The sequence below is a fragment of the Rhodopseudomonas infernalis genome (genome assembly GCF_022271405.1).
In the GTDB taxonomy this organism is placed as follows: Bacteria; Pseudomonadota; Alphaproteobacteria; order Rhizobiales; family Xanthobacteraceae; genus Rhodopseudomonas; species Rhodopseudomonas infernalis.
The window spans coordinates 14,628-34,693 of sequence record NZ_JAJNAL010000014.1; the positions used below are offsets into that span (position 1 = coordinate 14,628).

16 protein-coding genes are annotated in these 20,066 nt (G+C 66.3%); 11 read left to right on the forward strand and 5 right to left on the reverse strand.

Annotated features, from left to right (window positions below):
- Nucleotides 1–79 precede the first annotated feature (79 nt).
- Both LPW26_RS11705 and LPW26_RS11710 read right to left on the reverse strand, forming a co-directional pair.
- Entirely contained in the window at nt 80–2,836 is a 2,757-nt protein-coding gene (locus LPW26_RS11705; protein ID WP_238735343.1) for a ligase-associated DNA damage response DEXH box helicase, read from the reverse strand.
- Nucleotides 2,837–3,169: 333 nt separating this feature from the next.
- Nucleotides 3,170–4,384 (reverse strand): ABC transporter substrate-binding protein, encoded by a 1,215-nt coding sequence (locus LPW26_RS11710; protein ID WP_238735344.1) that lies wholly within the window; start codon nt 4,382–4,384, stop codon nt 3,170–3,172.
- Nucleotides 4,385–4,725: 341 nt separating this feature from the next.
- Here LPW26_RS11710 and LPW26_RS11715 point away from each other — a divergent pair, with 341 nt between their 5' ends.
- The 7 genes from LPW26_RS11715 to LPW26_RS11745 all read left to right on the forward strand — a co-directional run bounded on the left by LPW26_RS11715 (nt 4,726) and on the right by LPW26_RS11745 (nt 12,585).
- Nucleotides 4,726–6,087, forward strand: a complete 1,362-nt coding sequence (locus LPW26_RS11715; RefSeq protein ID WP_238735346.1) for an outer membrane protein — start codon at nt 4,726–4,728, stop codon at nt 6,085–6,087.
- A 208-nt stretch (nt 6,088–6,295) separates the two neighbouring features.
- Complete coding sequence (locus LPW26_RS11720) at nt 6,296–7,342, forward strand: ligase-associated DNA damage response exonuclease (RefSeq protein ID WP_238735348.1); 1,047 nt, start codon at nt 6,296–6,298, stop codon at nt 7,340–7,342.
- A complete protein-coding gene (locus LPW26_RS11725) occupies nt 7,339–9,201 on the forward strand; it encodes an ATP-dependent DNA ligase (protein ID WP_238735350.1) in 1,863 nt (620 codons plus the stop codon). The genes LPW26_RS11720 and LPW26_RS11725 overlap by 4 nt, the downstream gene beginning before the upstream one ends.
- Before the next feature lie 69 nt (nt 9,202–9,270).
- On the forward strand, nt 9,271–9,573 hold the full coding sequence (locus LPW26_RS11730) for a DUF6460 domain-containing protein (RefSeq protein WP_238735352.1): 303 nt from the start codon (nt 9,271–9,273) through the stop codon (nt 9,571–9,573).
- A gap of 74 nt (nt 9,574–9,647) precedes the next feature.
- Complete coding sequence (locus tag LPW26_RS11735; protein ID WP_238735354.1) at nt 9,648–10,931, forward strand: MATE family efflux transporter; 1,284 nt, start codon at nt 9,648–9,650, stop codon at nt 10,929–10,931.
- 122 nt (nt 10,932–11,053) lie between these two features.
- The gene (locus tag LPW26_RS11740; RefSeq protein WP_238735356.1) at nt 11,054–11,758 is read left to right on the forward strand and encodes a carbonic anhydrase; all 705 of its coding nucleotides are present in this window, start codon (nt 11,054–11,056) and stop codon (nt 11,756–11,758) included.
- Between the two features lie 92 nt (nt 11,759–11,850).
- Entirely contained in the window at nt 11,851–12,585 is a 735-nt protein-coding gene (locus tag LPW26_RS11745; RefSeq protein WP_238735358.1) for an MBL fold metallo-hydrolase, read from the forward strand.
- A gap of 168 nt (nt 12,586–12,753) precedes the next feature.
- On the opposite strand, the gene LPW26_RS11750 is transcribed toward LPW26_RS11745, so the two are convergent.
- Both LPW26_RS11750 and LPW26_RS11755 read right to left on the reverse strand, forming a co-directional pair.
- Nucleotides 12,754–13,848, reverse strand: coding sequence for a quinone-dependent dihydroorotate dehydrogenase (locus LPW26_RS11750; protein ID WP_238735360.1), 1,095 nt, complete (start codon nt 13,846–13,848; stop codon nt 12,754–12,756).
- Complete coding sequence (locus tag LPW26_RS11755) at nt 13,845–14,189, reverse strand: DUF952 domain-containing protein (RefSeq protein WP_238735362.1); 345 nt, start codon at nt 14,187–14,189, stop codon at nt 13,845–13,847. Before LPW26_RS11755 ends, LPW26_RS11750 begins: the two co-directional genes overlap by 4 nt.
- Nucleotides 14,190–14,530: 341 nt before the next feature.
- Here LPW26_RS11755 and LPW26_RS11760 point away from each other — a divergent pair, with 341 nt between their 5' ends.
- Nucleotides 14,531–15,157 (forward strand): S24 family peptidase, encoded by a 627-nt coding sequence (locus LPW26_RS11760; protein ID WP_238735490.1) that lies wholly within the window; start codon nt 14,531–14,533, stop codon nt 15,155–15,157.
- Between the two features lie 86 nt (nt 15,158–15,243).
- The gene (locus tag LPW26_RS11765) at nt 15,244–16,002 is read left to right on the forward strand and encodes a carbonic anhydrase (protein ID WP_238735364.1); all 759 of its coding nucleotides are present in this window, start codon (nt 15,244–15,246) and stop codon (nt 16,000–16,002) included.
- Nucleotides 16,003–16,086: 84 nt separating this feature from the next.
- Here LPW26_RS11765 and LPW26_RS11770 read toward each other — a convergent pair whose 3' ends face one another.
- Nucleotides 16,087–16,986, reverse strand: coding sequence for a caspase family protein (locus LPW26_RS11770; RefSeq protein WP_238735492.1), 900 nt, complete (start codon nt 16,984–16,986; stop codon nt 16,087–16,089).
- A gap of 431 nt (nt 16,987–17,417) precedes the next feature.
- Between LPW26_RS11770 and LPW26_RS11775 the strand changes: the two genes are divergently transcribed.
- Nucleotides 17,418–19,157 carry a hypothetical protein gene (locus LPW26_RS11775; protein ID WP_238735366.1) on the forward strand — a complete coding sequence of 580 codons (1,740 nt, stop codon included), beginning with the start codon at nt 17,418–17,420 and terminating at the stop codon, nt 19,155–19,157.
- A gap of 171 nt (nt 19,158–19,328) precedes the next feature.
- A complete protein-coding gene (locus tag LPW26_RS11780; protein WP_238735368.1) occupies nt 19,329–20,054 on the forward strand; it encodes a thermonuclease family protein in 726 nt (241 codons plus the stop codon).
- Nucleotides 20,055–20,066 lie beyond the last annotated feature (12 nt).

Consider the following 20,066-nt stretch of genomic DNA (forward strand, 5'->3'; position numbering starts at 1 on the left):
AAACGATCTATCCGTAGGATGGGTTGAGCGTAGCGAAACCCATCAATTCAGTGCAGCGCGCGATGGGTTTCGCTTGCGCTCAACCCATCCTACGCGTTGACGTATCTTCCATCGCCTCGCGCACCAATTCGTCGGCGGCTTCGGCGAGCAGTTCATCGGAGGCTTCGCCGTACACGGCTTCGCGGCCGATTTCCAGCATCACCGGCACCGCCAAAGGCGACACGCGGTCGAGTTCCTTGTGGACGATGTGACCCTTGATTCGCGTCAGCATATCACTGAGACGTCGCAAATCGAGCAGCCCTGTGGCGGCGTCGGCACGGGCGGCGCGCAGCAGCACGTGATCGGGCTGGTGTTTGTTCAGTACGTCGTAGACCAGGTCGGTCGAGAACAGCACCTGCCGGCGCGATTTTTCCTCGCCGGCGAAGCGCCGCGCGATCAGTCCGGAGATGATCGCTGCGTAGCGAAAGGTGCGCTTCATCAGCGCCGATTCGGCCAGCCAGGCCTCGAGATCGTCACCCAGCATGTCGGGATCGAACAGCGCGTCGAGGTCGAGCCGGCCCTGCCGGATCATATGAGACGTATCGCCCAGCCCCCACACCGCCAGCGCATATTCGTTAGCGACGAAGCCCAGCGGCCGGGCGCGGGCGCGCTCCAGCCGCCGCGTCAGCAGCATGCCGAGCGTCTGATGCGCCAGCCTTCCCTCGAACGGATAGCACACCAAATAGTACTTGGCGGCGCGCGGAAACGTCTCGACCACCAGCTCGCTGCGGCCGGGCACTTTCGACGCCTTGGTCTGCAGCGCCAGCCAGTCGCGCACCTGATCGGGCAATCCCTTCCAGGCGCGCTTGTCGGCCAGCAGCCCGCGGACGCGCTCGGCCAGATACGTCGACAGCGGAAACTTGCCGCCCATGTAGGATGGCACCCGCGCGTCCTTGTCGGCGGCGCGCGAGACGTAGACCTGATCCTCCATCATCGCCTCGTAGCGCACCACTTCGCCGCCGAACACGAAGGTGTCGCCCGGCGTCAGGCCTTCGATGAAGTACTCCTCGATCTGGCCGAGCATCCGTCCGCCACGCGCGATCGCGCCGGTGTGGCCGCCGCCTTTCGACCGCGCCGAGCGCACCAGCTTGACCTTCAGCATCGCCTCCTCGACGATGGTGCCGACGTTGAGCCGATAGGCCTGCCGCACCTTCGGATTGGCGACCCGCCAACGGCCCTGCTTGTCCTGCTTGATGCGGGCGAAGCGTTCGTAGCTCTTCAGCGCGTAGCCGCCGCTGGCGACGAAATCGAGCGTGTCGTCGAAATCGGCGCGACTGAGATCCGCATAGGGCGCCGCGCTTCTCACTTCACGATACAGATCATCCGCGACAAACGGCTCGCCGCAGGCGCAGCCGAGGATGTGCTGCGCCAGCACGTCGAGCGCACCCTTGCGCTGAGGCGGCGTGTCCTGCGCATTCTCGGCGACGGCGTCGATCGCGGCGACGCATTCCAGCACTTCGAAGCGATTGGACGGCACCAGCACCGCGCGCGAGGCCTCATCCAGCCGGTGATTGGCGCGGCCGATCCGCTGCATCAGCCGCGACGAGCCTTTCGGCGCGCCGACATTCACGACGAGGTCGATGTCGCCCCAGTCGATGCCGAGATCGAGCGACGAGGTACACACCACGCCGCGCAGCCGACCGGCCGCCATCGCGTCCTCGACCTTGCGGCGCTGCGCGACGTCGAGCGAGCCGTGATGCAGCGCGATCGCCAGATTGTCGTCGTTCATGCGCCAGAGTTCCTGGAACAGCATCTCGGCCTGGCTGCGGGTGTTGACGAAGACCAGCGTGGTGTTGTTGCCCTTGATCAGGTCATAGATCTCGGCCAGAGCATGCCGCGCCGAGTGGCCGGCCCACGGCAGGCGCTCCTTGGTATCGAGCATCTCGACGATCGGCTGCACCGCACCGCTGGCGACGACGATGTCGGCCTGACCAACAGCCCTCTCTTCTCCCTCTCCCCTTGCGGGAGAGGGGACAAAGGGTTGGGGCACCAGGAAACGCGCGAGTTCGTCCGGATCGGCGACGGTCGCCGACAGCCCGGTGGCGCGCAGTTGCGGCGCGATCCGCCACAGCCGCGCCAGCCCGAGCGACAGCAGATCGCCGCGCTTCGACGTCACCAGCGCGTGGAGTTCATCGAGCACGATCCGCCGCAGCGAGCCGAACAGATACGGCGCATCGTCGGACGCAAGCAGCAGCGCGAGCTGTTCGGGCGTGGTGAGCAGGATGTCGGGCGGATATTTGCGCTGCCGCGTCCGCCGCGACACCGGGGTGTCGCCGGTGCGGGTCTCGACCCGGATCGGCAGCCCCATCTGGGCGATCGGGAGTTCGAGATTACGCGCGATATCGACCGCCAGCGCCTTGAGCGGGGAGATGTAGAGCGTGTGCAGGCCGCCTGGTCGAGGCACGAATCCTTCTCCCCGCGCGCGGGGAGAAGGTGGCGCGGCAAGCGCAGCTTGCCGTGCCGGATGAGGGGGCGTCTCGGCAGGACGCGCCGCCGCCGACGGCGCGGAGTCATCTGGCCCCTCACCCGACTTGCCGGCTCCGCCGACAAGTCGACCCCTCCCCGCAGGCGGGGAGAGGTTGGGCAACGCCTCGCTCAGTTCCACCAGCGTCGGCAGGAATCCGGCCAGCGTCTTGCCGGCGCCGGTCGGCGCGATCAGCAGCGCCGCCCGATCGGCCCGCGCCCGTTCCAGCAACGCGAGCTGATGCGCCCGCGGCGCCCAGCCGCGCTCGGCGAACCAGCGGCGGAACCGTTCGGGCAGCAGGTCGGAGGACGGGTCGGATTCGGCGAGGCTCACCCCGCCAAGCTAGGGATTCGAACCCCGCAGGTCGAGGTACGGCAATCAAAATGTCCAGCTACGCCCGTCATTGCGAGGAGCGAAGCGACGAAGCAATCCAGCTCCCTGCACCGAGCTTCTGGATTGCTTCGCGGAGCCTGTCATCGGGCGGCGCTTTGCGCCGACCCGGTAGCTCGCAATGACGTCGCTTCGCCGGCTCGGCGCAATCTCGCTGCCGTCGTGCGGCTTCGTGCCGGGCATCGATCCGATGCGGTCGTCCAAACGAAAATGGCCGGGACGAGCCCGGCCATGTCGTAGCTGGTTGACGGACCAGTTTCGGTCGATGTCGCGGACCTACTCCGTGACGGGTTTATCCGAGACGTCCCAGTCCTTGCCGTTGAACTGCATGGTGTAGAGCGTCTTGATCGAGGTGTAGTCGGTCGGCGTGTAGGAGTAGCTGACGCCCGGCAGCATGTGCGGCGTGCTGAAGCCGCCCAGCATCGACGCCTGCTTCAGGACGTTCTCGTGAGTGAGGTCGTCACCGCAGCGACGCAGGATCTCGGCCATCGCGGCGGCCTGGCCGTAGCCCGAAAACGCGATCGAATTGTCCGCCGTGACGTTCGGCAGATACTTCTTGCGCAGCTCTTCGAACCCCATCACGCCCGGATCGTTGGCCCACTTGGCCGATCCGATGTCCTTGGTGTAGGCGATCGCCACGATGCCCTTGGCGTTTTCGAGGCCCGCGGCTTCGAGAATCGAACGCCCGGTCGAGCCGGCCGACAGCAGTTGCAGCGGCTTCCAGCCGATTTCGGCAACCTTGCGGATCGACTGCGACGTCGCCTTGCCGGTGGTGATGTTGTAGAACACGTCGGCGCCGGACTTCGACAGGTTGATCATCTGCGAATCGATCGTCGGCTCGGTCAGGTCGTAGCTGGCCTCGGCCACCACCTTGGCCTTGCCGCCGGCCTCTTCCAGAACCTTCTTGAACGGGCCGAGGAAGTCGCGGCCGAAATCGTCGTTCTGATACAGAATCGCGACCTTGGCGTCGGGCTTCACGCTCAGCACGTATTTGGCGAGGATGCGCGCCTCGGTCGGATACAGCGGCAGGCCCGCCATGGTCCATTTGAAGTTCTTCGGGTCGTTCCACTTCGAGGCGCCGGTGTTCAGCAGCAGCTGCGGCACCTTCTTGTTATTGAGATATTTGTGGACTGCGGTCTGCGGCGCGGTGCCGAGCGAGCCATACAGCGCCAGCACTTCCTCCTGCTCGACCAGCCGGCGGGTCGCCTCGACCGCCTTCGGGGCGCTGTAGGAATCGTCCAGAGTGATGAACTTGACCTTGCGCCCGTTGATGCCGCCCTTCTCGTTCAGCATCTGGAAATAGGCTTCGCCGACGCGACCGAGCACGCCGTAGAGCGAACCCGGACCGGAATGCGGCACCGTCTGGCCGATCTTGATCTCGGTGTCGCTGGCGCCGGCATCGTATTTCTTGTCGGCGGCGACCGCCGGGGCGGCGAGCAGCAACGCGCCCAGCACGGTGGACGCGAAGACGGAATTCGAGCGCTGATTCATACAGTTTCCTCCTGGTGCCGGTTCGCTGGCGCGTCCGGTTCTCGTTCTGCCGTTGGCGGGTTCGCTCTTGCGGCGGCGGCATCCTGTGCGGAACGCCCGCCGATCGCAACCCTGGATGTGCAGGAAACGGCTGCGGATTTCCCGCCCAATGGGAAGTTTTGTGCTTAGCGCAGCGACCTCTCGCCGCAGCCGGCGCGGCGCCCGGCGTGTGGGGAAATCGGTCCGTTAATCAGTCATTTACGCTTGAAACAACGCGAGAATTTCGGCAGGTGTGGCAGTCCGGGTACAGCCGCAAGCTGCGAACAGAGCTAGTTTTCGCGGATCATCAGGAAGGTACCCGCATGAAAAAGATTCTCGCCGGTGTGGCGCTCGTTGGCACCGCGGTCAGCGCCCAGGCAGCCGATCTCGCCGTCAAAGCTCCCTACATGAAGGCGCCGGTGGCGATGGTCTATGACTGGACCGGCTTCTACATCGGCGCCAACGTCGGCGTCGGCCTCGGTCGTGACCTTGCGGCGCATGCCTTCCCGGCAGGCGGCACCTTCAATTCGACCTACCTGCAGCCGCAGGGCGTGATCGGCGGCGGTCAGATCGGCTACAACTGGCAGAGCAACACCACCTTCCTGGGTCCGTTGCTGATCGGCATCGAAGCCGACATCCAGGGCAGCGGCGTCTCCGACGGCCGCACCACGCTGAACAGCGCGGTCGGCACGGTGAATTACAATCAGAAGCTCGACTGGTTCAGCACCGTGCGCGGCCGTATCGGTCTGGTGCGCGGTCCGGCGGTCGGCTACGTCACCGGCGGTTTCGCGGCCGGCAACGTCAAGACCACGGTCACCGAGCCCGGCCTGGGCCTGGTGCCGTTCGCCCTCAGCGAGACCCGCACCGGCTGGACCCTCGGTTCCGGTGTCGAAGCAGCGCTCGGCGGCAACTGGACCGGCAAGATCGAGTACCTTTATCTCGACCTCGGCAACCGCAACGACGCGTTCGGCACTCAGGCGCTACGCACCGAATATCGCGAGAGCATCTTCCGCGCCGGCGTGAACTACCGCATCGGCGGCACCGGCATGTACATCGCGCCGCCCCCGGCGAATTGGGCCGGCATGTACATCGGCGCCAACTTCGGCGGCGCGCTGGGCCGCAACGCCACGACCGCTTCGATCGGACCGTTCAACGAGCAGTTCAGCCTGTCGCCCGACGGCTACGTCGGCGGTGGTCAGATCGGCTACAACTGGCAGGCCGCCAGCTGGGTGTTCGGCCTCGAAGCCGACTTCCAGGGCTCGACTCAGAAGGACGACCGCACCGCGGTGCTCAATTCGACCGTTCTGTACAACCAGAAGCTTCCCTGGTTCGGCACGGCGCGTGGCCGCATCGGCTATACGGTCGGCACCACGTTGTTCTACGCCACCGGCGGTTACGCTTACGGCAACGTCAAGACCAACATCGTGACCCCGATCAGCAACGAGACCTTCAACCGCACGCGCAGCGGCTACGCTGTCGGCGCCGGCATCGAAACTCCGTTCAGCCTGTTCGGCCTGCTCGGCCCGAACTGGACCTCGAAGTCGGAATATCTTTATGTCGACCTCGGCTCGACCACCGACGCGTTCGCCGGCGGCCTGGCTGTGAACACCTCCAAGGTCACCGAGCACATGCTGCGCACCGGCATCAACTATCACTTCAACCAGCCGGTCGTCGCGAAGTACTAAGCCTCGTCCGATCCGGACCTGAGACACCAAACCCCGGCCGAAAGGCCGGGGTTTTTGTTTGCACTCACTGCCTGGGGCGCCCTCACCCCAGCCCTCTCCCGCAAGCGGGAGAGGGGGCAGGCGGTGCCCGGGGCACTCATCTGCGGGCATCCACGGAACCAGTCCGGGTGCGACTCGTTTGCCCTGCTGGCCGGCCTATATAGAAATCATGCGCCCCCACGACATCCTGTTGCCGATCGCCTCCGGGCTTTGCTGCAAGCCCGGCGGCTTCCATATCGACCCGGTGCGACCGGTGGAGCGGGCCGTGATCACGCACGGCCATTCCGACCATGCGCGCCCCGGCCACGGCGCCGTGCTGGCGACGCAGGAAACCCTGGACATGATGCGGCTGCGCTACGGCGAGAATTTCGCCGGCAGCACGCAGGCGATCCGTTACGGCGAAACCATCCGGCTCGGAGACACCACGGTGACGCTCCATCCGGCCGGTCACGTGCTCGGCTCGGCGCAGATTGCGGTCGAAGCGGGCGGCATCCGTATCGTCGCGTCGGGCGACTACAAGGATGCGCCGGACCCGACCTGCACGCCGTTCGAAATCGTGCCCTGCGACGTGTTCATCACCGAGGCGACGTTCGGGCTGCCCGTGTTCCGTCATCCCAACGCGGCCGGCGAAGTCCGCAAGCTGCTCGACTCGGTCGCGCTGTTTCCGGAGCGGGCGCATCTGGTCGGCGCCTATTCGCTCGGCAAGGCGCAGCGGGTGATCGCCCTGATCCGCGAGGCCGGCTACGACGCGCCGATCTATCTGCACGGCGCGATGGAGAAGATCACCCATTACTACGCGGAGCACGGCGTTCCGCTCGGCGAGCTACGCCCGGTGAAGGGCGTCAAGAAGGCCGAGCTTGCCGGCACCATCACGCTGGCGCCGCCATCGGCGACCTCCGATTTGTGGACGCGGCGCTTCCCCGATCCGCTCACCGCCTTTGCGTCCGGCTGGATGCGGGTGCGCGCCCGCGCCCGGCAGCGCGGCGTCGAACTGCCGCTGGTGATTTCCGACCACGCCGACTGGGACGGCCTCACCGCCACGATCGCGGCGACCGGCGCCGGCGAAGTTTGGGTCACCCACGGTCAGGAAGACGCGCTGGTGCATTGGTGCCAGAGCAAGGGCCTCGCCGCGCGGCCGCTCGATCTGGTCGGCTATGGCGACGAGGACGAAGACGCCGGCATGCCGGCGGACGAAAGCGAGGCCGCAGAGGCATGAACCGCTTTGCCGCCCTGCTCGACCGCCTCGCCTACGAACCCGGCCGCAACGCCAAGCTGCGGCTGCTCGTCAGTTATTTCCGCGAGGTCGAAGACCCCGACCGCGGCTACGCGCTGGCGGCGCTGACCGGCGCGCTGTCGTTCCGCCACGCCAAGCCGGCGCTGATCCGCGCCCTGATCGCCGAACGCACCGACCCGGTGCTGTTCGAGATTTCCTACGACTACGTCGGCGATTTGTCGGAGACGGTCGCGTTGATGTGGCCCGCCCCGAGTCGGGCGGCCATCCCCCCTGGCGGGGCCTCCTCCCCTCCCCCTTGCGGGGAGGGGTCGGGGGTGGGGGTCCCCACCGGGACGCCATCCTTGGGGCCCCCTCACCCCAACCCTCTCCCGCAAGCGGGAGAGGGAGCTCGCCCCGCAAGCGGTGAGACCATCGCTTCAGAACTAAGCGCCGTAGTGAGTTCCGGCCACAACAACCCGCCTCCCCCCACCCTCACCGAAATCGTCACCACGCTGCACAGTCTCGGCAAGGCCGAGATGCCGGCGCAGTTGACGCGGTGGCTGGACGAGCTCGACGAGACCGGACGCTGGGCGCTGCTCAAGCTGGTCACCGGGTCGTTGCGCATCGGCGTATCGGCGCGACTGGCCAAGACCGCGGTCGCGGCGCTCGGCGATAAGGATCCGCACGATGTCGAGCTGATCTGGCCCGGCCTCGCGCCGCCGTATCTCGAACTGTTCGCCTGGCTGGAAGACCGCGGCCCGCAGCCGGTCAACCGCGATCCGGCGCCGTTCCGGCCGGTGATGCTGGCGCATGCGGTCGAGGACACCGACTTCGCCGCGATGAATCCGGCCGACTACATCGCCGAATGGAAATGGGACGGCATCCGCGTTCAGGCGGTCAGCGGCCTTGGCGAGCACGGCGACATCGTGGTGCGGCTATATTCGCGCAGCGGCGAAGACATCACCATGAGTTTCCCCGATCTGTTGCCGTCGCTGCGCCTGCCCGGCGCGATCGACGGCGAGCTGCTGGTGCTGCGCGAGCAGCGCGTGCAGACCTTCAACGTGCTGCAGCAGCGGCTGAACCGCAAATCGGTGACGCCGAAGCTGACCAAGGAATACCCGATCCATCTGCGCGCCTACGATCTGCTCGGCGACGGCGACGAGGATCTGCGCACGCTGCCGTTCGCCGAACGCCGCGCCCGGCTCGAGACCTTCATCGCCCGTCTCGACGATCCGCGCATCGACCTGTCGCCGACCGTGGCGTTCGACGACTGGGACGGGCTGCGCGCCGCGCGGCGCGACCCGGCCTCCGCAGGCGCCGGGCTCGATGCTGATGCTGTCGAGGGCGTGATGCTGAAGCGGCGCGACGCTTTGTATCTGCCGGGCCGCCCGAAGGGCCAATGGTGGAAGTGGAAACACGACCCCCACCTCATCGACGCCGTGCTGATGTATGCGCAGCGCGGCCACGGCAAGCGCTCGTCCTATTACTCCGACTACACCTTCGGGGTCTGGACCGAAGCCGACGGCGCCGATCAGCTGGTGCCGGTCGGCAAGGCGTATTTCGGCTTCACCGACGAGGAGCTGCTGCAGATCGACCGTTTCGTCCGCCGCAACACCACCGAGAAATTCGGCCCGGTCCGCCATGTCGTGCACCAGCCGGATCAGGGCCTGGTGCTGGAAGTCGCGTTCGAAGGCCTGCAACGCTCGCCGCGGCACAAATCGGGAGTCGCGATGCGGTTTCCCCGGATCAACCGGCTGCGCTGGGACAAGCCGCCGCGAGACGCCGACCGGCTCGAAACTTTGGAGCGGATGCTGAAGGCCGACGCGCCGCGCCGCGAAAAAGCCGCCGCCGGCGGGCATTGACGGCCCCAACCCGGTTCCCCATTTCCCCAACACCGATTATCATCCGGCCGGACCGCGAGGACTGAAGCGATGCGCGACGACACCCGAAACCTGCCGGCCTCCAATGACGGCCTCTCCCGTTTCCTCGGCGGCTCTCCGCTCGCGGTGCTGTTCCGCCTGGCGCTGATGTCGATCCTGGTCGGCGTCGTGCTGGCCGCGATCGGACTGGACCCGTGGAACATCCTGGTCAGCATCCGGCTGCTGTTCGAGCGGCTGTGGGATCTCGGCTTCGACGCGATCAGCGGATTGTGGCGCTACTTCCTGCTCGGCGCCGTCATCGTGATCCCGATCTGGCTGCTGTCGCGCGTGTTCAGCAGCCCGCGCGGGCGCTGATTTTGGGCGCCTGAAGTTTGCCACAAGCCTCGTCCGTCAGCTCCAGGCAGGTTTTTGCCATCGCCGGCCCGGCGATGGTGGCCAATCTGACGACACCGCTGCTCGGCGTCGTCGCCACCGCGGCGATCGGCCGGCTCGGCGACGCCACCCTGCTCGGCGGCGTGGCGATGACTTCGGTGATCTTCGACTGTTTGTTCTGGCTGTTCGGCTTCCTGCGGATGAGCACGCTGGCGTTCACCGCGCAATCGCTCGGCGCCGGCCATCGAGGCGAAGTCCCGGCCCACCTTGTCCGCGGCTTGATCGTCGCGGCGGCGGTGGGATTGCTGCTGATCGCGCTGCAGGCGCCGCTTGCAAGCGCAGTGATCGGCGCGATGGGCGGCAGCGATGCCGTCAGCACCGCGGCGAAGAGTTACTTCACCATCCGGATCTGGTCGGCCCCGCTGGTGCTGGCGAATTTCGCCGTGCTCGGCTGGCTGGTCGGGCAGGCCCGCGCCACACTGGCGCTCGGCATCCAGGTCGCCATTAATCTCATCAACATCGTCGCGACAGTCACACTGGTGCTGTGGTTCGACTTCGGCATCACCGGCGCGGCGATCGCCGCGGTGATGGCCGAAGGCTCGGGACTGATCATCGGCCTGGCGATCGCCGGCTGGCTGTTTCGCGGCGCACCACCAATGCCTCGATCCGCATTGTTCGATCGCGACAAACTTTGCCGGATGTTCGCGGTCAATCGCGACATCATGATCCGCACGGCGGCACTGATCACTGTGTTCCTGTTCTTCACCGCGCAGGGCGCCCGCTCCGGCGACGTCATCCTCGCGACCAATTCGGTGCTCAACAATTTCCTGATGGTGAGCGCGTTCTTCCTCGACGGCCTCGCCAATGCGGCCGAGCAGCTGTGCGGCCGCACGCTCGGCGCCCGCGACCGCGCCGGCTTCGTGGCGGCGACGCGGCTGGTGATCATGTGGGGCTTCGCCTTCGCCATCGTGGTGAGCGCAATCTACGCGTTCGCCGGACCGCTGCTGATCGACGCGATGACATCGAGCGCCGAATTGCGCAGCGCCGCACGCGACTATCTGTGGCTGGTGACGCTGGCGCCGCTGCTCGGCGTATTCGCCTTCGCGTTCGACGGCATCTTCATCGGCGCCACCTGGTCGCGCGAGATGCGCAACCTGATGCTGCTGTCGCTGGTGCTGTTCTTCGCCGGCTGGCTGGCGCTCCGCCCGTTCGGCAACACCGGGCTGTGGCTGGCGCTGCTGCTGCACTACGTGTGGCGCGGCGGCCTGCAGGCGCTGCGCTATCCGGCCATGCTCCGGCAGTCGTTTCCTGCCGCCACGCAACGCACCGAATTTGCCTAAAGCTTGCCGCGCCGACTTAATTCGGTTTTTACGACTAATGAGTTGAGCCGCAAACAGCTCTTCGCGACATCGGAACACTCGAACTACCATCTCGCCGGATGCGCCCACTGAGGAGAGATGGAATGTGCGACGCCTGCGTTGATACCAGACTGTCCCGACGCCGACTGGTTCAGGGCGGACTTGGACTACTTGCCGCCACGCTGCCATCGGCCGCCTTCGCCCAGGCGCCGACCGTCCCCAGCGATACGCCGGACGCCGCGCTCGACAAGCTGATGCAGGGCAACGCCCGCTACACCGGCAACGAATTGCGCGAGCGTGATTTCTCCGCCGGCCGCGTCGCGCGCTCGCAAGGCCAGTCGCCATTCGCCGCGATCCTCGGCTGCGCCGACTCGCGCATCGCGCCGGAGCTCGCCTTCGATCAGGGGCCGGGCAATCTGTTCGTCGTCCGGGTCGCCGGCAATTTCGTCACGCCCGACGGGCTCGCCAGCCTCGAATATGGTGCAGCGGTGCTCGGCACCAAGGTGATCATGGTGCTGGGTCACAGCAATTGCGGCGCCATCAACGCGACGATCGGCGCGCTGCAGAAAGGCAACGACCTGCCCGGCCACATCGGCGATCTGGTGCGCGCAATGAAGCCTGGCGTCGAACCGGCGCTGAAGGAGACGGGCGACGACCTGCCGCAGCGGGCCGTGATCGCCAATGTCCGCCACAACGTGAAGACGCTGCAGCAGTCGCAGCCGATCCTCGCCGGGCTGGTGTCGAGCGGCAAGCTCAAGATCGTCGGCGGCGTCTACAACCTCGCCAACGGCAAGGTCGAACTGATCTGAGGCCGCAATCCGGCGATGGTGGGGCTTTCGTTCCCACTCGCCCGAGCGTAGAGGTGCCCCGGCACGGCAACCCGCCGGCCGGGGGATCAGCGATGCAACTGCGATTTGTCGGCTGCGGCGACGCGTTCGGCTCCGGCGGCCGCCTCAACACCTGCTTTCACGTCTCCGGCCAGACCGCCAACTTCTTGATCGACTGCGGAGCCACCTCGCTGCCGGCGCTGAAGCGCTACGGCATCTCGCGGGACGCGCTGGATCTGGTGCTGATTACCCACTTTCACGGCGATCATTTCGGCGGGCTGCCGTTCCTGCTGCTCGAGGCGCAGTTCACCAAGCGCAAGCGTCCGCTGGTGATCGCCGGGCCGACCGGGATCGACATCCGGCTGACGCGGGTGATGGAAGCGCTGTTCGAGCATTCTTCGGCCAGCAAGCCGAGCTTCGATCTGCAGATCGTCGCGCTCGACCCGGCGGTCGCGCGTAGCTTCGGCGCGGTGACGGCGACGCCGTTTCCGGTCGTTCACGGCGATTCCGGCGGACCGTTCTATGCCTACAGGATCGAGGCCGAGGGCCGCACGCTGGCCTATAGCGGCGACACGCAGTGGACGCCGACGCTGGTCGATGCGGCGCACGACGCCGACCTGTTCGTCTGCGAGGCCTACACCTACGACCGCACGGTGAAGAATCACCTCAGCTTGAAGCTGCTCGAAAGCCACCTGCCGCAAATCAACCCGAAGCGGCTGGTCCTCACCCACATGGGCGACGAGGTGCTGCACAAGCTCGACAGCATCACCCATATGGCGGCGAGCGACGGACTGATCGTGGAATTGTAGTTCGCAGCGCCCGCCCCAGGTTGGCCCGCCCCAAGCACGTCGTTCCGGGGCACGAGCGTCAGCTCGTGAACCCGGAACCTCGAGGTTGGTGTATTCTTTTCCAGCTTGTCGGGATTCCGGGTTCGCGCGCTTTGCGCGCGCCCCGGAATGACGCGCCTGTGGCCGGCGCTACACCGGCCACTCTTCGGCAGTAATCGTCGGCGCGTCGGCACCGACGATTTCGGCCAGCGAGTCGCGGCCGGTGCGGAGTAGCGTCGAGGCAAGGTCGGACTTGATACTCTCGACCAGGCCGAGGCCCTTGTAGATCAGCGCCGAATAGAGCTGCACCAGGCTGGCGCCGGCGCGGATCTTGGTCAGCGCCGCGCCGCCGGAATCGATGCCGCCGACGCCGATCAGCGGGAATGCCCCTTCGGCCCGCACATAGGTCTCCGCCACCATCCGGGTCGACAGTCGGAACAGCGGCCGGCCGCTCAGGCCGCCCTGCTCGTTCAGCTTGCTGCGCTCGCGGAGCAGCGGCGAGCGCGCCAGCGTGGTGTTGGCGACGATCATGCCGTCGACCCGGCGCGACCGGGCGATGTGGACGACGTCGTCGAGTTCGCCGAGCGTCAGATCCGGCGCGATCTTCAGCAGCACCGGGGTGTCGCCGGCGCTGGCCCGCACCCGCTCGCGCGCCTCGATTACCCGCGCCAGCAGATCGTCGAGCGCGGCAGCCTGCTGCAGATTGCGCAGGCCCGGCGTATTCGGCGAGGACACATTGACGGTGAAGTAGCTGGCGACCGGCGCGAAGGTCTCGATCAGCGCGACATAGTCGGCGACGCGGTCGGTGCTTTCCCTATTGGCTCCGACATTGACGCCGAGGATGCCGCCCTGCTGGGCCCGCGCCGCGAGTCGCCGCAGCACGGCTTCGCTGCCGTTGTTGTTGAAGCCCATGCGGTTGATCACCGCCTCGTCGCGCTCCAGCCGAAACAGCCGCGGCCGCGGATTGCCGGCCTGCGGCTTCGGCGTCACGGTGCCGATTTCGACGAAGCCGAAGCCGAGCCGCATCAGTGCATCCGGCGCCTCGGCGTTCTTGTCGAAGCCGGCCGCGATGCCGACAGGATTGGGAAAGTTCAGCCCGAACGCCCGCACCGCCAGCTTCGGATCGTCCGGCCGCGGCTTGACCTGCGGCAGCAGCTTCAGCCCCTGGATCGCCAGCCGGTGCGCGTCCTCGGCGTCGAACAGGCGTAGCAGCGGCAGTGAGAGGGCGTCGAAGGCGCGGATCACGGCACAAGCTCCGGAACGTCGTGGCCGCCATCGCCGCGGCTGGGGATCTCCTGCACAGAGATGACGGCGCCAAGCGGCAGTTCGCCGTAGAGATGCGGAAACAGCGCGCCGCCGCGTGACGGCTCCAAGCGCAGCGCCGGCCCGAGCGCGTCGGCGTCGACGGCGATCAGCTTGAGCCCGGTCTGGCCGGCATAATGCTTGGCAAGCGTCCCGGACACTTGCTCCGCGGTGGAGAAATGAATGAAGCCGTCCCGGCTATCGTCGGCGCTGCCGCGATAGGTGCCGGCCTGTTCGGCCATGCGCCATGCCGGCGCATCACATATTTTGTAGATTGTGCGCAACGGCGCGGATTCCCATTTGCGGCAGGTCGGGCAGATCGGTCGTGCATCCCGTCAGTATGCCGGGCAACCGAATAACATCCGCGAAAACAAGACCTTGCGCACGTCCTGACAGCGCGTCACCTGGCCCGGGAGGCAGGACCGTGACGCGTTCGGTTGCCTGGACATCATCCGGGCTCGGGGTCGACCGTATCGACGGCCTCGGTGCACTGCAAGCGCCGCGTTTTTGTCACGCGACGGGATTGCGGAACGCCTCGCGCTGAGGTAATAATTCCTACTTGTCAAGTCGTTTTTTTAGGACGCCCGGCTGCTCCGGGCCTACATGGGGGATGGCCGCGATGCACATGCTGACGCACGACCAGATCTGGACCGCGCTCGACCGTCTGGCCGAGCGCTCGGGCCTTTCACCCTCTGGCCTCGCCAAGAAATCGGGGCTCGATCCGACCACCTTCAACAAATCGAAGCGGATCACCAATGACGGTCGCGAGCGCTGGCCCTCGACCGAATCGGTCGCCAAGGCGCTGTCGGCGACCAACACGGCGATCGACACCTTTGTGCAGCTGATCACGGACCGGCCGCGTGTCGTGCAGTCGGTGCCGCTGCTCGGCCTCGCCCAGGCCGGCGCCGGCGGCTTCTTCGACGATGGCGGCTTCCCGGCCGGCAAGGGCTGGGACGAGATCGGCCTGCCGTCGATCAATGACGAACACGCCTACGCGCTGGAGATTTCAGGCGAGTCGATGAAGCCTGCGTATCGCGACGGGGACATCATCGTAGTGTCGCCGGGCACCGCGATCCGGCGCGGCGACCGTGTCGTGGTGAAGACGACCGCAGGCGAAGTGATGGTCAAGGAGCTGAAGCGGCGGACCACCAAGATCGTCGAGCTGTCCTCGCTCAATCCCAGCCACCCCGACCGGACCTTCGCCCCGGCCGAGGTCGAATGGATCGCCCGTATCGTTTGGGCCAGCCAGTAATGAGGGCCGCTATAGCAATTCTCCTGACTTCACAAATCCCGGCCGGCGGGGATAGTTGAGTTCCCGATTGCTGGGAGCATCACATCATGGATCGTCGCGCTATCTTGAAGGCCTTCGCCGGCCTCGCCCTTTGTCCACTCTGCGCCTCCGCCGGCGTTGCCGCCGAAACCGCCCATCATTGGGGGTATGAAGGAGATGTCGGCCCGACGAAGTGGGGCGAACTCGACTCCGCCAATCAGATCTGCAGCTTGGGCGTGCAGCAGTCGCCGATCGACATCGGCACCACCGTCGGCGCCAACCTGTATCCGATCGAGATCGAGTGGACCGGCAAGGTCGATACCATCGTCAACAATGGCCACACCATTCAGGTCAACGTTGCCGACGACAGCCGGCTGAAGCTCGGCAGCGTCAGCTTCAAGCTGGTGCAGTTTCACTTCCATCATCCCAGCGAGCATCTGATCGACGGGAAGAACTTTCCGATGGAAATCCACTTCGTGCACCGCACCGACTCCGGCACGCTCGGTGTGCTCGGTGTGTTGATGCAGGCCGGCAAGGCCAACCCGACCTTTGCCAAGATCGTCGCCACCATGCCGCAGAGCGAAGGCCCGGCCATCAAGGCGGACGCCGCGATCGACCCGACCACGCTGCTGCCCGAAAAGCGCGCCTACTATCGGTACGAAGGTTCGCTGACCACGCCGCCTTGCTCGGAGGTGGTCGACTGGATGGTGCTGGCCAATCCGATCACCGTGTCCGAAGACGACATCGCGGCCTTCGCCAAGCTGTATCCGATGAACGCGCGTCCGGCTCAGAAGGACAATCGCCGCTTCGTGCTGCAGTCCAACTGAGCGCAGCAGCGCGCCACAAACAAAAGGACCCGAGGCGATGCCGCCCCGGGTCCTTTTGTACGAGTTGATCGTTCGAAAGCTGAACTAACCGCCGGTGGTGGCGGAAGCGTCGGCGGTGACCGGCGACAGCTTGACGTCGTCGACCAGCGACGACGATACCGATGGCACCTGGGCGCCGCCGGTCGCCCGCGTCACCGCGAGGCGCGCTTTGGCAAACGCCGCATCGGCGCTGACGATACGCGACGAGATCGATCCGAGCAGCGCGCTGACCAGCACGCTGTTGTCGCCGTCGCTGTCCTCGGCAACCTTGCCGGGCGTCGCCGACGACAGCACCAGCGCATTGGCGGGGGCATTGATCGGGGCGAGGCCGTGCGAATAGGCGCGGAAGCGGCGCTCATAAGGGTTGCGGCGGGATGCGTCGATGATCGCCAGCTTGGCGTGAACGCCGCGGTCCCGGATCTCCCCCAGCACCTGCTCGATGCTGACGCCGGCGCGGCGAACATCGGCTTCGTTCCAGATCTGCGCATCGACCGGTATCATGTAACTCTCACGACCGGACTGGATGCCATAGCCACCGAAGAACAGCATCACGGTCGAGTCCTTGGTGACCCGGCCCTTCAGCCGCTCGACCGCCTGCACGATGTCGGCGCGGCGGGCGTCCTCGACCATATCGACATCGAATCCCTCGCGGCGCAGCGCGGCGCTGAGCGCCCGCGCGTCATTGATCGGCTGCAGCAGCGGCTGCGACGCATCCGGATAACGGCCGTTGCCAATGACCAGCGCGAAGCGCGAGGTCGATGGCGTCGCCACACTGGCCTGAGAGGCACTGACCTGAGACGTGTCCTTGCCGCGCAGCGCTTCAACGCCGCGCTTGTTCAGCGCAGCGTGTGCGCCAATCGCCACCGAAACGGCGCCAACCATGGCGGCCAGAGCAGCCATCGCCGTTATTGAGCGGCGCGACAGGCGGGGTACGCGAAACATCATCAGCAATCGGTCCTTGTCCGCGCAACCGGAAAGGCGCGGTGACATGCGTTGGCGAAGGATGAGCCAATCTCGTGCGGTCGAATTGCGCTCAATTTGCGGCGCCGCAACATAACAAAGGATTACCATCCAGGCCCCTGCGGGCAGGCCAGCAATCGCCGGCACCGTATAGCCTGATCGTTGCCGCCTGCCTAGACTAAGGCTTTGCTTGCCCCGGATCACAGTTGATCGTTCAATATTACGCTGCGTGACTTGGTTCGCCGAACCAGATCTTTGAACCACCTTCGGACGGCCGCATTTTATTGGCCGCACACCGGGGGTGCGCTGCAGCTTCGCCGCGGCCCGGCTGCGGCGCTGCGGGATTTGTCAATCCGGCCGGAGCATGCGACTTATCAATGACTTGACGGCTTCCGGAACTGCTGCGGAAAGAGCTCATGGATATGCTGATGATGGCCGGCGCGGCGGTTCGCGCGCTGACCGCCCGCAAGCAGGCCCCCTCGCTGTACGACCTGTGCGATCCGGTGTTCCTCGGTCGCAAGCGCGGCGACTCGCATATTTCCAAATTCTACAAGACCGCGCTCGGAAACCCCGCGCTGCGGCCGCTGCTGCGCAGGGCCGGACTGCCCGAGCTGCAGGATCCGGTCCGGTTCCGCGCCGTCCGCGACGCCTTGATCGCCGCCCGCGACGCGACCGATCCGGACTGGCCGGCGATCGGCCGGCCGATCGCCGAACTGCTCGACAGCGTCCAGTTGCAGCATCCACAGCCGCGGCCGGTCGCGCTCCCTACTCAGATGCCGCGGGTAGCCGACATCGAGAGCGCGATCCGCGCCGCCGGTGACCATCTGCTGCGCTCGTGGCAGCGCAGCGGCTTCATCCCCGCTTATGCGGCGTTCAACCTGATCGGCGATCCCGATTTCGACAGCCGCGCCTTTCTGGCGGCGCTGACCGGGTTGAATGCCCGCAGCTACAAGAACTCGACGCTGCTGTTCAATCTGGCGCGGGTGTTCATCGCCCGCTCGCCGGCCGCCGGCCTGATCAATCCGCCGTGGCGTGGCATCGCCGAGCCGATGTGGGCGCCGGTGCAGATCAGGCATCGCTCGGCCTATTACGACGCGTTCTACATCGAGGCGCTGCTCAGCTTCATCGACAGCGGCCTCGGCTCACCCGAAGACGTCCGCACCGCACGGCGCATCATCGCCGACATGACCGAGTTCTGCATCAAGACCAGCCGCGAGCGAGTCCGCTCGGTCGACGGCGAAGCGTTCGACGTGATCACTGCGCTCGCGCCGCCACCGCACCCGCGCTTCAGCCGGTTCTTCACCCATATCAAGCAGGACCTCGGCTTCGGCGTCTACGTCCCCGACTGCGACACCACCGCCTGCGCGATCTCGGCGGCAACGCAGGCCAATTCGACCGACCCGATCCTCGATCAGCCGCTGATCGATTTCTACGCGTCGCATCAGGTGCGTGCCGGCGCCAACGCGCCGCTGGTCACCGTGCCGCTCAACGACAACATCGACTACGACGGCGGCATCGTCACCTGGATCGATGGCCCGACCGGCGAGCGTCCGTTCGGCAACGACCTCGATCCGACGCTGAACCTCGACGTGCTCGAAGTCAGCTTCCGCAATTGCGCGCGCTGGAAGATCATCGAGACCCCTGCGCGGCTCGAGACGGTCCGGCGCATCGTCGGCTTCCACCAGCGGCTGGTCGCAAGCGGCGCGTTCGCCGATCCGAGGTCGCACATCTATTATCTGCCCGAACTGTATTGCGCGTATTTCGGACGTTGCTTCGCGGCGTTCCGGGCTCTTGACGAGACCGCGCGGCGCGCCATCGACCCGGACGGCGCGTTCGAATTCATCCGCGAGCGGGTGCTGACCTATGTGCAGGAGGAAATGATAGCCCGGGAAATGAACGTGTTCGACGCCGCGCTGGCGCTGATCGCGCTCGGGCATCTCGGCGGCGACCTCGCCCACTTTACGCCGGCACTGCACTGCATCCTGAATCATCTCGGCGAAGGCCGTGGCGGTGCGCCGTTCCGGGCCTACGAATGGAACAAGATGAAGACGCCGACGCGGATCCTGGTCGGCGGCCCCGAGGTCACATCGGCGTTCGTGCTGATGGGGCTCGGGCTGGCGCGGCAAGCCATCTTGCAGGGTCAGCGCCGCGGATGAACCTGCTGACCATGCCGCGCCGATGAACGCGGCTCGCACGAAGTTGAAGCAGCCGCGCCCGGCGTCAGTCTGGCCGGCCCGTCAAATAAACATCACAATGGCGCACCTTGGTGCTGCGGCATTGGGCACGACCGCGAACGGCACCGCGGCTTCAATCGGGATGGCAAACGCATGGTGAAAAGATTTGTGCTGCTGATGGCGTGCGCGCTGCTGCTGCCGGTCGCGGCGCAGGCCGCCGATATCAGCGGTGTCCCGAAGCTGCGCAACGGCGACCAGATCACCATCGGCGCCAACCGCATCCGGCTCGCCGGCATGGATGCGCCCTCGCTCGATCAGCTCTGCCTCGGCCCGAAAGGCGATCGCTGGACCTGCGGCGTAGCCGCCCGCGACGCGCTGGCCGCGCATGTCGGCAACAAGAACTGGACCTGCAGCGTTCTGCGCACCGAGAAGAAGGTGTCGGTCGCCAAGTGCATGGTCGACGGTGAGGACATCCAGCAATGGATGGTGAAGAACGGATGGGCGCTGTCCTACACGCGCTATTCCCACGCCTACGATGCCGACGAAAAGGCCGCACGGGCCGCGCGTGTCGGCCTGTGGCAGGGCGCCTTCATCGCGCCGCGGGACTGGCGGGTGCGCAACAGCAAGACGGTGATCCTCGGCGCCACCCGGCCGCCGAAGAACGCCCGCCGCATTCTGCTGGCCTCGGCGTCCGGTCCGGTCGCGCCGTCGCCCGACTGCACCATCAAGGGCAACGTCAACACCGCGGGCGAATGCATCTATCACAAGCCCACCAGCCGCTGGTATGCGAAGATCCAGATGAAAATCAGCAAGGGCACGCGCTGGTTCTGCTCGGTCGAGGACGCCGAAGCGGCCGGCTGCCGGGAGACACGGCGCTAGCGTGACCTGCCA

What these genes read in the sequence shown, in the direction of transcription:
- LPW26_RS11710 (WP_238735344.1), bottom strand. Translation starts at nt 4,384, where the DNA reads ATGAATCAGCGCTCGAATTCCGTCTTCGCGTCCACCGTGCTGGGCGCG.
- LPW26_RS11715 (WP_238735346.1), top strand. Translation starts at nt 4,726, where the DNA reads ATGAAAAAGATTCTCGCCGGTGTGGCGCTCGTTGGCACCGCGGTCAGC.
- LPW26_RS11720 (WP_238735348.1), top strand. Translation starts at nt 6,296, where the DNA reads ATGCGCCCCCACGACATCCTGTTGCCGATCGCCTCCGGGCTTTGCTGC.
- LPW26_RS11725 (WP_238735350.1), top strand. Translation starts at nt 7,339, where the DNA reads ATGAACCGCTTTGCCGCCCTGCTCGACCGCCTCGCCTACGAACCCGGC.
- LPW26_RS11730 (WP_238735352.1), top strand. Translation starts at nt 9,271, where the DNA reads ATGCGCGACGACACCCGAAACCTGCCGGCCTCCAATGACGGCCTCTCC.
- LPW26_RS11735 (WP_238735354.1), top strand. Translation starts at nt 9,648, where the DNA reads ATGGTGGCCAATCTGACGACACCGCTGCTCGGCGTCGTCGCCACCGCG.
- LPW26_RS11740 (WP_238735356.1), top strand. Translation starts at nt 11,054, where the DNA reads ATGTGCGACGCCTGCGTTGATACCAGACTGTCCCGACGCCGACTGGTT.
- LPW26_RS11745 (WP_238735358.1), top strand. Translation starts at nt 11,851, where the DNA reads ATGCAACTGCGATTTGTCGGCTGCGGCGACGCGTTCGGCTCCGGCGGC.
- LPW26_RS11760 (WP_238735490.1), top strand. Translation starts at nt 14,531, where the DNA reads ATGCTGACGCACGACCAGATCTGGACCGCGCTCGACCGTCTGGCCGAG.
- LPW26_RS11765 (WP_238735364.1), top strand. Translation starts at nt 15,244, where the DNA reads ATGGATCGTCGCGCTATCTTGAAGGCCTTCGCCGGCCTCGCCCTTTGT.
- LPW26_RS11770 (WP_238735492.1), bottom strand. Translation starts at nt 16,986, where the DNA reads ATGATGTTTCGCGTACCCCGCCTGTCGCGCCGCTCAATAACGGCGATG.
- LPW26_RS11775 (WP_238735366.1), top strand. Translation starts at nt 17,418, where the DNA reads ATGGATATGCTGATGATGGCCGGCGCGGCGGTTCGCGCGCTGACCGCC.
- LPW26_RS11780 (WP_238735368.1), top strand. Translation starts at nt 19,329, where the DNA reads ATGGTGAAAAGATTTGTGCTGCTGATGGCGTGCGCGCTGCTGCTGCCG.